The 14,270-nt window shown below is 41.9% G+C and carries 15 protein-coding genes and 1 riboswitch; of the genes, 10 read left to right on the top strand and 5 right to left on the bottom strand.

Annotated elements, in window-relative coordinates; genetic code table 11:
* Positions 1-53 precede the first annotated feature (53 nt).
* Both G8782_RS15085 and G8782_RS15080 read left to right on the top strand, forming a co-directional pair.
* A complete protein-coding gene (locus tag G8782_RS15085; RefSeq protein ID WP_172372695.1) occupies positions 54-890 on the top strand; it encodes a VOC family protein in 837 nt (278 codons plus the stop codon).
* 138 nt (positions 891-1,028) lie between these two features.
* Positions 1,029-2,108, top strand: a complete 1,080-nt coding sequence (locus tag G8782_RS15080; protein WP_172372693.1) for an AI-2E family transporter — start codon at positions 1,029-1,031, stop codon at positions 2,106-2,108.
* A gap of 31 nt (positions 2,109-2,139) precedes the next feature.
* On the opposite strand, the gene G8782_RS15075 is transcribed toward G8782_RS15080, so the two are convergent.
* Positions 2,140-2,469 (bottom strand): CHY zinc finger protein, encoded by a 330-nt coding sequence (locus tag G8782_RS15075; protein ID WP_172372691.1) that lies wholly within the window; start codon positions 2,467-2,469, stop codon positions 2,140-2,142.
* A 69-nt stretch (positions 2,470-2,538) separates the two neighbouring features.
* On the opposite strand from G8782_RS15075, the gene G8782_RS15070 reads away from it, so the two are divergent.
* On the top strand, positions 2,539-2,817 hold the full coding sequence (locus G8782_RS15070) for a hypothetical protein (protein ID WP_172372689.1): 279 nt from the start codon (positions 2,539-2,541) through the stop codon (positions 2,815-2,817).
* Here G8782_RS15070 and G8782_RS15065 read toward each other — a convergent pair.
* On the bottom strand, positions 2,814-3,527 hold the full coding sequence (locus G8782_RS15065; RefSeq protein ID WP_172372687.1) for a hypothetical protein: 714 nt from the start codon (positions 3,525-3,527) through the stop codon (positions 2,814-2,816). The genes G8782_RS15070 and G8782_RS15065 overlap by 4 nt on opposite strands.
* A 114-nt stretch (positions 3,528-3,641) precedes the next feature.
* Here G8782_RS15065 and G8782_RS15060 point away from each other — a divergent pair, with 114 nt between their 5' ends.
* From G8782_RS15060 to G8782_RS15045, 4 genes are all read left to right on the top strand, one after another.
* Positions 3,642-4,910 (top strand): acetyl-CoA hydrolase/transferase family protein, encoded by a 1,269-nt coding sequence (locus G8782_RS15060; RefSeq protein WP_172372685.1) that lies wholly within the window; start codon positions 3,642-3,644, stop codon positions 4,908-4,910.
* Between the two features lie 200 nt (positions 4,911-5,110).
* Positions 5,111-5,848, top strand: a complete 738-nt coding sequence (locus G8782_RS15055; RefSeq protein ID WP_425505498.1) for an ABC transporter permease — start codon at positions 5,111-5,113, stop codon at positions 5,846-5,848.
* 4 nt (positions 5,849-5,852) lie between these two features.
* Complete coding sequence (locus G8782_RS15050) at positions 5,853-6,641, top strand: ABC transporter ATP-binding protein (protein ID WP_172372681.1); 789 nt, start codon at positions 5,853-5,855, stop codon at positions 6,639-6,641.
* A gap of 15 nt (positions 6,642-6,656) precedes the next feature.
* Positions 6,657-7,766: an ABC transporter substrate-binding protein gene (locus tag G8782_RS15045; RefSeq protein WP_172372679.1), complete on the top strand. Its 1,110-nt coding sequence runs from the start codon at positions 6,657-6,659 to the stop codon at positions 7,764-7,766.
* A 58-nt stretch (positions 7,767-7,824) separates the two neighbouring features.
* Here the strand turns inward: G8782_RS15045 and G8782_RS15040 are convergent, their stop codons facing one another.
* From G8782_RS15040 to G8782_RS15030, 3 genes are all read right to left on the bottom strand, one after another.
* Positions 7,825-8,775, bottom strand: a complete 951-nt coding sequence (locus G8782_RS15040) for a DMT family transporter (protein ID WP_172372677.1) — start codon at positions 8,773-8,775, stop codon at positions 7,825-7,827.
* A gap of 12 nt (positions 8,776-8,787) precedes the next feature.
* Positions 8,788-10,014: a peptidase T gene (gene pepT / locus G8782_RS15035; RefSeq protein ID WP_172372675.1), complete on the bottom strand. Its 1,227-nt coding sequence runs from the start codon at positions 10,012-10,014 to the stop codon at positions 8,788-8,790.
* Positions 10,015-10,159: 145 nt separating this feature from the next.
* On the bottom strand, positions 10,160-10,381 hold the full coding sequence (locus G8782_RS15030; protein ID WP_172372673.1) for a DUF2187 family protein: 222 nt from the start codon (positions 10,379-10,381) through the stop codon (positions 10,160-10,162).
* A gap of 299 nt (positions 10,382-10,680) precedes the next feature.
* A riboswitch (SAM riboswitch) is annotated at positions 10,681-10,796 on the top strand.
* Between the two features lie 117 nt (positions 10,797-10,913).
* Between G8782_RS15030 and G8782_RS15025 the strand changes: the two genes are divergently transcribed.
* The 3 genes from G8782_RS15025 to G8782_RS15015 are packed head-to-tail and all read left to right on the top strand — an operon-like array spanning position 10,914 to position 14,251.
* Complete coding sequence (locus G8782_RS15025; RefSeq protein ID WP_172372671.1) at positions 10,914-12,206, top strand: O-acetylhomoserine aminocarboxypropyltransferase/cysteine synthase family protein; 1,293 nt, start codon at positions 10,914-10,916, stop codon at positions 12,204-12,206.
* Between the two features lie 27 nt (positions 12,207-12,233).
* The gene (metX, locus tag G8782_RS15020; protein ID WP_172372669.1) at positions 12,234-13,307 is read left to right on the top strand and encodes a homoserine O-acetyltransferase MetX; all 1,074 of its coding nucleotides are present in this window, start codon (positions 12,234-12,236) and stop codon (positions 13,305-13,307) included.
* On the top strand, positions 13,265-14,251 hold the full coding sequence (locus G8782_RS15015; protein WP_172372667.1) for a homoserine dehydrogenase: 987 nt from the start codon (positions 13,265-13,267) through the stop codon (positions 14,249-14,251). Before metX ends, G8782_RS15015 begins: the two co-directional genes overlap by 43 nt.
* Positions 14,252-14,270 lie beyond the last annotated feature (19 nt).

Here is a 14,270-nt window from a genome sequence, read left to right as displayed (position 1 = left end):
AGTTAGTTACATAAAGTAAGTAACTTACTAAACGAGCACAGGAGGAATAGAAGATGAATTTTCATAAAGCACCGCATACGTATACGGGAGAGGTATATCTTAATGTCATGGATTTAGATAGATCTGTTCGTTTTTATAAAGAAATTATTGGATTTAACGTACTTGAAGAAACCGCGACGCGTGCAGTATTGACAGCGGATGGGAAAACACCGCTTCTTATTGTCGAGCAACCAGAAAATGTGACACCTAAAGAACCACGAAGAACAGGACTTTACCATTTTGCACTTTTATTACCGGAAAGAGCTGACTTAGGGAATATTATTAAGCATTTTGTGGCGAATAATGTTGCGATTGGAGCATCAGATCACAAAGTAAGTGAGGCTCTTTATTTATCAGACCCTGACGGAAATGGAATTGAAATTTATACCGACCGTGAGCCATCTGAATGGAATTGGGAAAATGGCGAAGTTGCGATGAGTACGGATCCGCTTGATGGAGAAAGTGTTGTTGCAGAAAGTGCTGGACAGACATGGAATGGCCTTCCCGCGGACACAATTATGGGGCATGTCCATTTACACGTTTCGAATTTGACGGAAACTGAGAAATTCTATAACGCACTTGGATTTGAAGTTGTTTGTAATTATCCAGGAGCATTGTTCATGTCTACAGGGAAATATCATCACCATTTAGGTCTCAATATATGGAACGGGGAAGGGGCACCACGTCCTTATACGAACAGTGCCGGGATGAAAGGATACACACTTATTTATCCAAATGACGTTGAGTTGGATAAGACAATAAATAATTTAGAAGCTAAAGTCGAGACGACGGACAGAGGATTTACTACAGAAGATCCTTCAGGAAATCGGATCTTCCTCCGGGTCGAATAAAATATCAGGGGGCTGCCTAACAAAGGTAGTCCTTTTTTTAATGGAAAGGATTTTGAAACTTTCTTCGACGTGAGGCGTATAAAAGCGTATACTTACTAAAAAGATCCATTAAAAGTGGTATCAAAAGGGGTTGATTAGATGATAAAGAAATTATGGTTTCAAGTCGGCATAGGTATTTTACTCGCAATTCTCATCATCCGTTACTTTTTAGAAATCAAAGGAATTTTTTCTCCGATTTTTATTATAGGTAAAACGATTTTCCTGCCACTCCTGCTCGGGGGAGTCCTTTACTATATGACCGAACCGATTCAGCGATTTCTTGAGAACAGAAAGTTACCTAGATGGGCAAGTATTCTAACGATTTTTGCAGGTCTTATCGGGGTCATATGGATTTTTGCAGCAATAATTGGGCCGCCCCTTACGAAACAAGTGAATGAATTAGTTGAGAACTCACCTACGATTACTGCGGAAATTAATGAAATTACAAATTATGTTTTAAAGCAAAAAAATGAACTTCCGGAAAATCTAGAAGAATCGATAGACAGTGCAGCAGCATCGATTCAATCGATTGCGGTCAAGTTTGGAAAATGGATTGTCCAATTTATACAGTCATTTTTGCAAGCGATGTTCTTATTAGTGCTCGTGCCGTTTTTCTTTATATTTATGTTGAAGGACCATGAAAAACTTGCGCCGTTTGTCTATGGTTTTTTCACAGGGAAAAAACAGATGTGGGTAAAGAAAACGCTCTCCGATATCGATAACGTTTTACGTTCTTATATTCAAGGGCAATTGTTAATTAGTTTTCTCTTAGCCATTCTACTACTCATCGGATACTGGGCAATTGGGTTGAAATATGCATTATTGCTCGCGATCTTCGGACTATTTATGAATCTGATTCCCTTCATCGGCCCTTGGATTGCGGTCACGCCGGCGATTGTTATTGCATTCGTACAAGACCCGACATTAGTTATTTGGGTAGGAGTCATCACAATTGCTGCCCAACAAATTGAAAGTAACTTAATCACGCCGAATGTCATGGGGAAATCACTCGATATTCACCCGCTCACCGTCATAACGGTTATTTTGGCAGCGGGCAATATTGCTGGGTTCCTTGGTATTATCATTGCAATTCCAACATACGCTGTCGGTAAAGCGATTGTGAAGAATATTTATGAAGCGCGGCGGGAAATAGGGAAAACTGCAACGAAAACAGTTTAAAAAAATGCATTCCTGTTAAGGGATGCATTTTTTATGTTTGGAAATATAAATAGCGATGCAAATTGCAACCTGGATTAAAAGCGGTAGCACATTTTGGACATTCTGACTTGCATTTCAAGTATTCCGATACGGTCAGCTCATGGCCGCATGCGCCGCAAAGAATCGCTAACTCATTAAATTTTTCTTTAGGCCAAACTTTAGGAGCTCCACAGCCGCTTTCCTCATGACATTTATAGCAAGGAAAATAAGTATCACAACAATAAAACTTAATGGCAATCCGATCCATTTCAGAATGATAATGTACACAGCGTGTTTCGTCATCAAGTACAGCACCTTTTACAAGATGTCCTTTAATTAGCAATATATTTCCTCCTTAATGTATGGAATCATAAATTTGGGGTAACCTTTTTTGTAAAAAGGGACTGATTCTATGCTCACTGAATTTCCGGTTATCCACACAAATATATGGGATGCCGTTTGGGCAATTCCTGTAATTGTTGTTGTCATCATTTTAATCAAAGCACTCTTTAAAGTTCCTTCTAGTTGGTTATCGACCGTTGCGGTTGCCATTGGACTGATCATTTCCATCTTCATTAGCCATTGGGGGAACTTATCGGCCGGTATTTTTATGGGTTTTTTTTACGGCGGCGCGGCAATTGGCGCAATTTATTCAATGAAGGCATCATTTAGAGCATATCGCGAAGGCTAATTTTTCAGTAGCGGGCAAAATCCGCATTGCATGAGTCCCGGGACATCTTTTGATAAACAACATGTCTTGCGTACGACTGTGTTTAAGAGTGCAGTCGGCTTAAGTCCTTTTAAATACACAGCAAATAAAGACCGCGGTGCAATTCCTTCCCAGAGCGCATCGTCTTTGAGTAGATTTAGATCTGCGCGTGCTTCATCAACTGTTCCCGGATTTTCCAATAAAACATGATAGTGCCAGAGTAGAAATCCAAAAACATTTTCCCATAAAGTTAACGAAGATACGTTTGCGGCGGTCCGGGTTTGACGGATGATGGCATCGCATTGGTTTTTCAAAATATATTGAATAACCTCACTGCGCTCGTCATCTTCTACGCTTCGCCAATCTTCGCCATTCGCAAACATGCTGACTGTCAGATTTCCAAACTCCTCTTTCGCTCCGAAAGTTAATCGGTCAAAACCGGCATCCCATATTTCATCATACATTGCTAAATTATAAAACTGCATGGCAATAAACATCCCGAATCGACGGATGAAGTAAGAAGCGGTGACTGTTTTATTGGGACAGCGACTAATCGTTTTAACTAGATTAAGAGCATCTTCAGTTTCATGCCCCATATAGTCGGCAAGCGTAAAAAGGCTATGCTCAGGTTTACCTGTATAAATGCTATACATATTCAATTGGTTAATTTGATCGGCTGTAAGTTTTATCATGTATTTAGTATATCGTTTCCCAGTGTAAACTAAAACAGAACTGAATTTTGTTGAGCGAGCGCTCAGTCTGGTATATACTATGGGTTGAACTGAATATTGCGGGAGTGAGATTTCATGACAAAACTGTTGAATGAACAAGAAGTGATTGAGCTGATTGACAAAGAAGCAGATATTATCATCCCGATTGGCAATGGGGAACCCCATAGATTACTAGATATATTGGAAGAAAATTATTTGAAATTAGATCATGTTAACGTGCATCAAATGTTAGCTATTAAAGAACGAGATTATATTTTAGGGAAAATGAAAGGGCATCTTTCACATGTTTCCTATTTTTTAAGCGGTGCAACACGTAAAGCATATCATGATGGACATATTGAGTTAATCCCGAACGTCTTTCATGATGTTCCGCGTCTTTTGAAAAACAAAACAAAGATGTCCATGGTGATGGCTGTTGCATCCCGGATGGATGAGCACGGCTATTTTTCGTTAGGAACAGGTGCTGACTATGTAGCTGAGTTTATTGGCCATGTTCCATTCATGTTGGAAGTGAATGATCTTATGCCAAGAACATACGGTAAAAACCAAGTTCACATTAGTCAAATTGTTGGTTTTGTGGAAAATGATTCGAAATTGGCTGAAGAAAAATCACCGCCAGTTACAGAAAAAGACTTGGCGATTGCTAAATTTGTTATAGATGAAATTGAAGACGGCGATACACTTCAAGTTGGTATTGGTGCGGTTCCGAATGCGGTAATGGCTATGCTGAAAAACCATCGAAACCTTGGTATTCATACTGAAATGTTGACGGATAGCATTGTCGACTTAGTTGCAGCGGGTGCAGTTGATGGAACAAAGAAATTCACGCATAAAGGGAAAATTGTTGCAACCTTTGCGTATGGAACACAGCGCCTCTATGATTTCGTCCATCAAAATCCTGCGGTTGAATTTTTGCCGGTGAGCGTTGTCAATGATCCTAGAGAAATTGCGAAAGAAGAACGAATCGTTTCAATAAATGCAACGACTGAAATTGATTTGTACGGTCAATGCGCATCCGAAACAGTCGCGGGACGCTATTATTCATCAACTGGCGGACAAGCTGATTTTGCACAAGGCGTTCGATTTGCTCGAAATGGAAAAGGTTTTATTTGCATGTATTCAACAGCGAAAGATGATACAATTTCGCGGATCAAAACACAACTAACACCTGGTTCTGTCGTGACAACGTCGAAAAATGCTGTCGACAATGTCGTTACCGAATATGGCATTGCAAAATTGTACGGAAAATCCCTTAAAGAACGTGCCAATGCACTAATTGATATTGCGCATCCAAAATTTCGAGAAGAGTTACGGTTTACTGCAAAGAAGGACGGTATTCTATAATATAATTGCGCGGCACTCTCTGTTGGAGAGTGCTTTTTTGTGTCGAAAAACAAGGATTGACGGCAAGAGCCCAACACACATTTTTAGGCGTTCACATATATTTATAGAAGAGGTGGTGAACGTTGGAAGACACAAAAAGTCATTATAGTCCGTTCGAAATCGAACAGCGTGAATGGAAGAAGAGGCAAAGAAATGAGCGGATGAAACAGATGTTGACGATTGCGTCACCTGTTTTTCTACTACTATTATGGGAATTTCTGTCGAGAACAGGGTTAATTGATATTCGGTTTTTCCCGCCCCCCTCTGCCATCGTCAGTACATTTTTCTCCTTAATCGCAAGTGGTGAAATCGTAAGCCATATTGGCATTTCGATGTACCGGATTTTCGCGGGTTTTTTACTAGGCGTTATACCTGGCGTCATCATCGGACTTCTAATGGGCCTCTATTCGCCGGTCAGGCATTTTGTCTCGCCAATCGTGATGGCGCTCATGCCAATTCCGACACTTGCCTTACTGCCAATCATTATTATTATTTTCGGGATCGGGGATATGTCGAAAGTCGTGACAATCGCAGGAAGTGTATTTTTCCCAGTAGTGATCAATACCGTTGCGGGTGTCATTAACATCGACAAAATTTATTTGGATGTAGCTAAAAATTACGGCGCAGGTCGGGTAAACTTTTTCTTGAAAATCGCTTTACCGGGAGCACTGCCAGTTATGTTGGAAGGAATCCAAATGGGGCAGGCGATTGCGCTCTTGACGATTGTCGCAGCAGAAATGATGGGGGCAACTTCTGGAATAGGCTATCTGATCTGGACATCGTATAAAGCATTCTTATTGCAAGAAATGTATGTGGGGCTCATTCTAATCTCGTTTTTTGGCTATCTGTTCTCAATCTTGCTTCGAGGAATCCAGAAAAAGATGTTGCCATGGAGGTGAACAGATGAGTAACAAACCGAAAATTATAGTCACTAACTTAACCAAGGCATTCTATAAAAAGCAGGGAAGCGTTACGGCGCTGGATGATATTACACTTACTATCAATGAAGGTGAATTTGTGTGTCTAGTAGGACCAAGCGGATGCGGAAAGACGACGCTTCTGCGAATATTAGCGGGGCTTGAAAATCCGAGTATTGGCGATTTCACGATTGCGACAGACAACGAGGATCGGCCGCTACAATCAATGGTCTTTCAAGAAAGAGGAATTATCCCCTGGTTAACAGTAGAAGAAAATGTTGCATTTGGTCTTAAGATGCGCCATATGCCGAAAAAAGTAATTAAAGAACGAACTGCTTATTATTTGAAAAAAACAGGACTCGACAAATTCTCATCCCTTTATCCGAAAGAGTTATCAGGGGGCATGAAACAGCGGGTTAGCATCGCGAGGGCTTTTGCGAACGATCCTGAAATCCTTCTGATGGATGAACCATTTGCCGCGCTCGATGAGCAAAACAAATTTATATTACAAGCGGAACTTCTATCCATTTGGGAGGAAACAGGAAAGACCGTGCTTTTCATAACACATAGTATCGATGAAGCGTTGCTACTCGGCGATCGAATTCTTCTGATGAGCTCACAGCCGGGGAAAATCATCCGTGAGATTAATGTTGAGATGCCGAGACCTCGAAGAATCGAAGACATTCGGGAAGATTCTGTCATGGCGGCGCAATTTATTGAAATCTGGCACCATTTGCAAGAAGAAGTTCAACGGTCAAGACGAGAAGAGGATTGAAAAAGGAGAGATTTCATGGCTAAACGGGTTAAATGCGGATGGTTGATTCCGCTATTCTTGTTAATGTTAATCATTAGTGCCTGTTCACCAAAAGAGACGGGGAAGACTGATCCGACTACTGGCGTCGATGATGAGATTAGTGCGGAAAATCCATCAGGGGACTTAAGTCCACTTGCGAAAAAAACTAAGGTTGTTATTGCTGAAGATGGTGCTGCATCCGGCGCAGGATTTTACATTGCGAAAGAAAAAGGATATTTTGAAGACTATAACATCGAGGTCGAATTTGCAAAATTCGCAAACAGTGATGATATGCTGCCTGCCTTGGCAGCCGGAGAAGTGGACATCGCGGGGGGTGTTTCGACGGCATCATTCTTCAACGCAATTGCACAGGGGATTGACGTAAAAATAATTGCGGACAAAGGGCATAATAACCCCGGTAAATCGTATTTTACATTTGTTATCGGAAATCATATGGTCGATGAAATAAAAGATTATCCTGATATGAAAGGCAAGAAAATTGCTGTATCATCCCTATATTCGATTGACTGGTATATCTACCAAGAGATGCTTAAGCACGCAGGATTAACTGAGGATGACATCGAATTTGTGCTGATGGCTGACTTTGGAAGTATGTTAGGTGCAATTGAAGCAGGGACGATTGATGTCGCGCTAAATATTGAGCCGCTCATCACCCAAGGTGTTGAGAAAGGATTTCACGAGCGTTTCGGTGATGCGACAGATTACGCACCGGAGTCACAAATTGCGATGGTGCTCGGATCGCCGCAGTTTATGACGGAAGAACAAGATGTATCGTTGCGATTTATGGCGGCTTACTTAAAAGGTGTCCGAGACTACAACGACGCATTTATTAAAGGAATCGGCAAAGACGAAATCATCGAGATTATGACATTGCATACAGCGCTGAAAGATCAGGAACTATGGGAAAAGGTGTATGTAACGGGATTAGATCCGGATGGCAAGATGTTTATTGAAGACATTGAAAAGCAATTTAATGTTTACAAAGAAAACGATGCAATCCGCGGCGATGTCGATTTGGATAAAGCGATTGATACGTCGATAACTGAAAAAGCTGTTGAAGTTATCGGTAAATATGACCGCGATTGAGTTATATTGGATATTTATTAAAAGGATCAACTCGCTATATGAGTTGACCCTTTTTATTTCAAAGCGCATGCATTTGTTTCTTTTTGGCAAGGGACGAATGATAGCTATGCAACGCCATTCCTGCAATAATGACCGCAATGCCAACAAGGGAAATTGGTCCAGGAAGAGCGATACCGAGTATAGCCATCTCGCCGAGGATGACGAAAATAAGTTGCGTTGACTGTGTCGCTTCGACTGCCGCCAATTTACTTTGATCATCTCGAACCCGGTCTGTCGCCATGAAAAATAACGTCGTGGCGATGACACCGGAGCTTACCCCCACAATAAACGATTGAACGAGTTGATTGGTTGAAGGCGGTCCGACCGTGATGAATGCGTATATTGCAATCCCAATCCAGACGGGCATGGTCATTAATGTCATGGCAAGAACCCGTTGAAATGTATCAAGCCGGCCTCCGAGAAGTTCCATCGTTTTGCGATTGCCAAGCGGATAAGCAAATGCAGCAAATAAAATCGGTATTATTCCGAATAAAAGTGTTCGTGCCTCAACACTTTGCGCATGTGGAATTTGGATCAGGACGACTCCTGCTAAAATAATCAATGTTATTCCGAACGATACAGCCGGTATCTTCTGCCGGATTTTCCTTCCATTCATGACTAATGTGAAAAAGGGCGCAAGCAAGACTCCGGCGACGATTGTTAATTGCCAAGTACCTGCAAGCAACCAACCTGGACTGTATGCAGCTGCATATGTAAGCGGCGCGTAGAAAAATACAAAGGCGACAACACTCCAGATGAAGAAAGGAAGGGTATTTTCCTTCATTTCTTTCTTCATCGGTGTAAATCCCTTACGATAAGTAACGATGGCAACCAAAAATGGAATCATGAAAAAATAGCGAAGCGAGGAACTCCAAAGCCAGCTTCCTCCCGACAATTCCATTGATCTGTTCAAGATGAATGTCACTGCAAAAAACACTGAAGAGAGGACTCCAATCCAAATTTCCCTCAAATTGTTACCTCCTTATGCGCGTTCCTCAAACAATTTGACTGCCTCGATGATGACGTTCGTTGCTTTTTCCATATTATCTGCAGAGATGTATTCGTATTTTCCGTGGTAGTTTTCACCCCCAGTGAAAATATTCGGCGTCGGCATGCCCATATAGGATAGTTGGGAACCGTCTGTCCCGCCGCGAACGGGGACAATATTCGGTTCAATATCGAGTTTTTTGAACGCATCGGATATGATATCGACGATTTCCATAACCGGTTCAATTTTTTCTCGCATATTGAAGTACTGATCTTCGATTTCAAGAGTGACTGCGTTATCGCCGTATTCCTTCTTCAGTTTGTCAGCAGTTTCAACCATTAGCTGCTTTCTCGCTTCGAATGTTTCACGGTCAAAATAGCGAATGATGTAGCCAAGAGTCGTTTCTTCGGTAGACCCGTCGAACTGCATGAGGTGGATAAACCCTTCATAGTCCTCCGTTTTTTCTGGAATTTCCTCCGCTGGCATTTCGGCTTGAAACTTACTCGCGATTAAAATTGAATTCACCATTTTATCTTTCGCGGAACCTGGGTGGACACTTGTTCCATGGAATGTTACTTTTGCCCCCGCTGCATTGAAGCTTTCATATTGAAGTTCGCCAAGCGGTCCGCCGTCCATCGTGTAGGCGTATTTCGCACCGAATTTCTCGACATCGAATTTATGTGGACCTCTTCCGATTTCTTCGTCCGGAGTGAACGCGATTCGAAGTTTCCCATGTTTAATTTCCGGGTTTTGAATCAAATACTCCATCGCAGTTACTATTTCAGCAATACCCGCCTTATTGTCCGCCCCGAGCAGGGTAGTGCCGTCTGTTGTAATCAGTGTGTGGCCAACGTAATTTGTCAGTTCAGGAAAATCTTTAACAGCCATAAAGGTACTGTCGTTCAGCTGCACATCTTTTCCGTCATAATCATCGATTCGTTGCGGCTTGACGTTTTTCCCCGTATAATCAGTTGCCGTGTCAACATGCGCTAAAAATCCTATGACAGGAACATCGCGATCGGTATTCGATGGAAGTGTCGCAAACAAATAGCCGTTTTCATCAAGTGTAATTTCTTTCATTCCTATTTCCTCAAGTTCTTTTTGTAGCACATGAAGCAAATCCCATTGGCCAGGTGTAGTTGGACATTCCGTACTTTTAACATCAGATTGGGTATCGATTTTTGCATAGCGAATAAGCCGCTCGATTAATTTTTCTTTCATGGTAAAAGTCCTCCTATAAAAGTGGTATGTATATCTCATTATCTTATCAGACTTTTTTGACTTACGGAATATTTGACGATGTAACCCCAAGAATAAAGAATAAAAAAAGACATCGCAATTATTTAGCGATGTCTTCTTATATAAATTAATCGACAGAATAGTTTTTGTGTGAAACAACAGTAAGATTTGAGGCTGCACCGATTAAGTCTGCATCTTCATTAGAAATTTGTACGATAACAGAGTTTTCAAGGATCTTATAAATAGTCCCGTAAACCTTATGGTCATTGCGAACAAATGAAATTTCTTCATCAACTTTGCGAGCTGCTACAAAGTCCGATACTGGTCTTTCCTTACGTGGAAAAGCCATGTGAACCCCTCCTATTGATACGATTATCTTCGACGCTATTAAAAAAAGCTTAGGCAATGCCCTAAGCATCGAGAGTTGAAGATGTAAAAACGGTAAACGATAAGACGTAGAAAGTCTACTACTAGTATACCATATTTCGTCGAACTTTGCAGGATTCATATTTTTATCTTCATAAAACTTGGATTCTGATAAATTAAAAGTTTTTAATAAAAAAATAAAAAAACATTTAAAAATCCCTTGACTTTTCTGTATAGTCAGTTCTATACTGTGTAACAAGATGGAAAACAGAATCAATCATACTCTTATCTAGAGCGGCGGAGGGATTAGGCCCTGCGATGCCCGGCAACCAGCAAGCGACCAACTTGCAAAGGTGCTACTTCCTACAGATTCGTGCAAACGATCTGAAAGATGAGAGGAGGAATTAGCGAAAGCATAACCCTCTTCTTACACGAAGGGGGTTATTTTTTATATCCAAATTTCCCCAATCGTCACTGCACTTCCATCAAAACAAAAAACTTGGAGGTAATGAAAAATGACAAACTTAAAACCAGAAACACAACTATTACACGGGGGTCAACAACCTGATCCGAATACTGGATCGCGAGCGGTTCCGATTCATAGAACGACATCTTTCGTTTTTCGTGATACGGACCATGCCCAAAACTTATTTGGATTAAAGGAAGCAGGAAATATTTATACGCGAATTACAAATCCGACAGTGGATGTATTCGAACAACGTATCGCTTTGCTTGAAGGCGGAACAGCTGCAGTAGGGCTTTCCTCTGGAATGGCGGCAATCGCGTTTTCAATCTTAAATATTGCAGGCGCAGGCGATGAAATTATTGCTGCAGAAAATTTATACGGAGGCACATACAATCTATTTGCTGTAACACTTCCTCGTTACGGAATAAACGTAAAATTTGTTGACGCGACGAATCCAGAAAACTTCCGAGCGGCGATTACAGACAAAACAAAAGGACTCTTTGCGGAATCAATCGCAAATCCAAGTCTTCACGTTCTTGATATCGAAGCAGTGGCGAACATTGCACATGAAAACGACATTCCACTTCTAGTTGATAGCACATTTTCAACACCGTATGGTGGAAATCCAATTGAATTTGGCGCGGACGTGGTCATTCATTCCGCGACGAAATGGATTGGCGGACACGGGACATCAATCGGTGGAGTTGTAGTCGATGCGGGTAAATTTGATTGGACTAAGGGTAAGTTCCCTGGATTTACTGAGCCAGACGAAACTTACCATGGTCTTCGCTATGGTATTGATGCAGCGGCAGCAGCATTTGCGACGAAGCTTCGTGTACAGCTATTACGTGATTTCGGACCTTGCTTGAGCCCGGACAATGCATTCAATTTCCTTCAAGGATTAGAAACGCTTCATTTACGTGTACCGAAACATAATGAAAATGCACTTGCAGTTGCAAAATATTTGAAGGAACATCCAGCTGTTGAATGGGTCACGTACAACGGCCTTGAAGAACACCCTTCTTACGAATTAGGGAAGAAATATTTGAAAAACGGTTTTGGTTCAATCGTCAACTTTGGCATTAAAGGCGGTCGCGAGGCGGGACGTAAAGTCATTGATAACGTCAATATTTGGTCTCATGTCGCAAACGTTGGTGATGCGAAGTCACTCATTATTCATCCGGCTTCGACAACACATCAACAACTAGGACCTGAAGACTTGAAAAAGTCAGGCGTTACAGAAGAATTAATCCGTCTGGCAGTGGGACTCGAATCAGTGGATGATATTATTGCGGATCTTGCACAAGCAATTGAAAAAGCTGTTCCAGTTGCCGCACAATAATTTGAAGTTAGTAAACGAGGTGAGACCGTGGTAGAGACTGGAATTGTAGAGATTGGAAACTTATCGTTGGAGTCCGGTGTTGTGCTCGACCAAGTCCATCTCGCGTACGAATGGACAAAAAATGAACATGCGCCAACCGTGCTTGTCTGTCATGCATTAACCGGTAACCATAATGTTATCGGTACAAAAGACAAGCCGGGCTGGTGGAACGGTTTAGTGGGCGACGGAAAAAGCATTGACACGAAAGAGTTTTCCGTGATCTCATTTAATGTTCTCGGAGGTTGTAATGGTTCTACCGGGCCATTATCGATTAACCCCAAGACCAACAGGCAATATCGACAGGAATTTCCGGAAATAACAATCCGTGATATGGTGCATGCGGAGCGAAAAGCGTTGTTGGTTCTCGGGATTGATAAATTGCATACAGTCATTGGCGGTTCACTTGGCGGAATGCGTGTTTTGGAGTGGGGTTTCCTTTATCCCGAGGATATGGATCTCCTGTTGCCGCTTGCGGTGACGCCGTCTCTCAGCGCATATGGGATTGCTTTTAATTGCATTGGGTTGCATGCGATTGAAAGTGATGAAGATTTTGCGAGTGGAAATTACGCAGAGCCAGCTGATGTAAAAGGATTTGAAACTGCTCGAATGGCTGGAATGGTGACTTATCGGTCCAGTCAATTGTTTAATGAGCGCTTTGCGCGTGACGAGGCGAATAGCGGGGAGTACGAAGTTGAGTCGTACCTTCATCATATCGGGAAAAAAATAACGACGCATTTTGATCCAAATAGTTATTGCACACTTCTGCGAGCCATGAACACGCATGATATTGGGCGCGGCAGAGGTGGAATAGGAGAAGCGGCAAAACAAATTAAAGCGAAAACGGTCATATTAGGATTCACGCATGATTTAATTTACCCGCCAGAATCAATTCGAGCATTTGCTCATCAACTGCCGAATGCTAATTTTTGTTTGATTAATACGGAATTTGGTCATGATGGATTTTTAACGGAATATAATAAATGGGGACTTTTCATCAAACAGTCCATGGAGGTGGCAACTTGTCAACAATCAAAGTCGCTATACTTGGCTTCGGTACTGTAGGTGAAGGCGTATATCGAATTTTAAATGAAAAAAAGAACGAAATTAAGTTGCAAACGGGTTATACTATTGAAATTTCCTCAATAGTAGTTCGAGATGTCACGAAAAACCGGATTGAAACGCCTGGTATCAAAATTACAGATTCCATTCAAGATGTTTTTGCAGATCCAGATATAGACCTCATTTTTGAAGCGATCATCGGAGAAGAGCCAGCATTCGCGTATCTTTCCAAAGCGATTTCGAAAGGAATAAATGTGATTACTGCAAACAAAGCGATGTTTGCCAAGCATGGTCCAGCACTCATAAAGCAAGCGGAAAATCAAAATGTGCAAATCGGATTCGAAGCGACAACAGCTGGCGGTGTACCGATTATTCGTACGCTTAAAAATCTATTGCAGGCGGATCGAGTTCAACGCATACAAGGAATTTTAAACGGCACCTCAAACTTTATCTTGACGAAAATGAGGCAAGACAATGTGCCGTTTGAAGTCGCACTTGAAGAGGCGCAGGCGAACGGTTTTGCGGAAGCGGATCCCTCTGATGACATCGGCGGAAAAGATGCGTTTCGAAAACTGATGATTTTGAGTGATTTAGCATTCGGGCGTCAGCCGATATGGGAGGACATCCAAATAAATGGAATTGACAAAATCCATTCTGATGATGTATCAGTGGCAACCGAAAAAGGTCTTCGTTATCGACATATCGCAGACATTTCAATCGATGAAAACGGAATCCCGTCAGGAAGCGTCGGCCCGGTTCTTATTGGTCCCGAGCATCCGCTTTACGGTGTTGACGGCGTCGACAATGCAATCATTGTTGATACTGAATACCTCGGCGCGTTAACGCTCATCGGTCCAGGTGCTGGTATGTACCCAACCGCAAGCGCGATGATTAGCGATTTTCTCCACATTGTAGGTAAACGCGAAAAAGTACTGATACCAAGTTAATAACAGAAAAAACGACTTA

The organism is Sporosarcina jiandibaonis (assembly GCF_013184495.1).
Taxonomy (GTDB): domain Bacteria; phylum Bacillota; class Bacilli; order Bacillales_A; family Planococcaceae; genus Sporosarcina; species Sporosarcina jiandibaonis.
The sequence above is the reverse complement of the archived record's forward strand: the minus strand, read 5'-3'. Positions and strand labels throughout refer to the sequence as shown.

Bases quoted from the DNA above. Each gene is read 5' to 3' on its own strand.
- G8782_RS15070 (WP_172372689.1), top strand. From the start codon at position 2,539: ATGCTCACTGAATTTCCGGTTATCCACACAAATATATGGGATGCCGTT.
- G8782_RS15025 (WP_172372671.1), top strand. From the start codon at position 10,914: ATGACAAACTTAAAACCAGAAACACAACTATTACACGGGGGTCAACAA.
- G8782_RS15050 (WP_172372681.1), top strand. From the start codon at position 5,853: ATGAGTAACAAACCGAAAATTATAGTCACTAACTTAACCAAGGCATTC.
- pepT (WP_172372675.1), bottom strand. From the start codon at position 10,014: ATGAAAGAAAAATTAATCGAGCGGCTTATTCGCTATGCAAAAATCGAT.
- G8782_RS15080 (WP_172372693.1), top strand. From the start codon at position 1,029: ATGATAAAGAAATTATGGTTTCAAGTCGGCATAGGTATTTTACTCGCA.
- G8782_RS15065 (WP_172372687.1), bottom strand. From the start codon at position 3,527: ATGATAAAACTTACAGCCGATCAAATTAACCAATTGAATATGTATAGC.
- G8782_RS15055 (WP_425505498.1), top strand. From the start codon at position 5,111: ATGAAACAGATGTTGACGATTGCGTCACCTGTTTTTCTACTACTATTA.
- G8782_RS15085 (WP_172372695.1), top strand. From the start codon at position 54: ATGAATTTTCATAAAGCACCGCATACGTATACGGGAGAGGTATATCTT.
- G8782_RS15060 (WP_172372685.1), top strand. From the start codon at position 3,642: ATGACAAAACTGTTGAATGAACAAGAAGTGATTGAGCTGATTGACAAA.
- G8782_RS15045 (WP_172372679.1), top strand. From the start codon at position 6,657: ATGGCTAAACGGGTTAAATGCGGATGGTTGATTCCGCTATTCTTGTTA.
- G8782_RS15030 (WP_172372673.1), bottom strand. From the start codon at position 10,381: ATGGCTTTTCCACGTAAGGAAAGACCAGTATCGGACTTTGTAGCAGCT.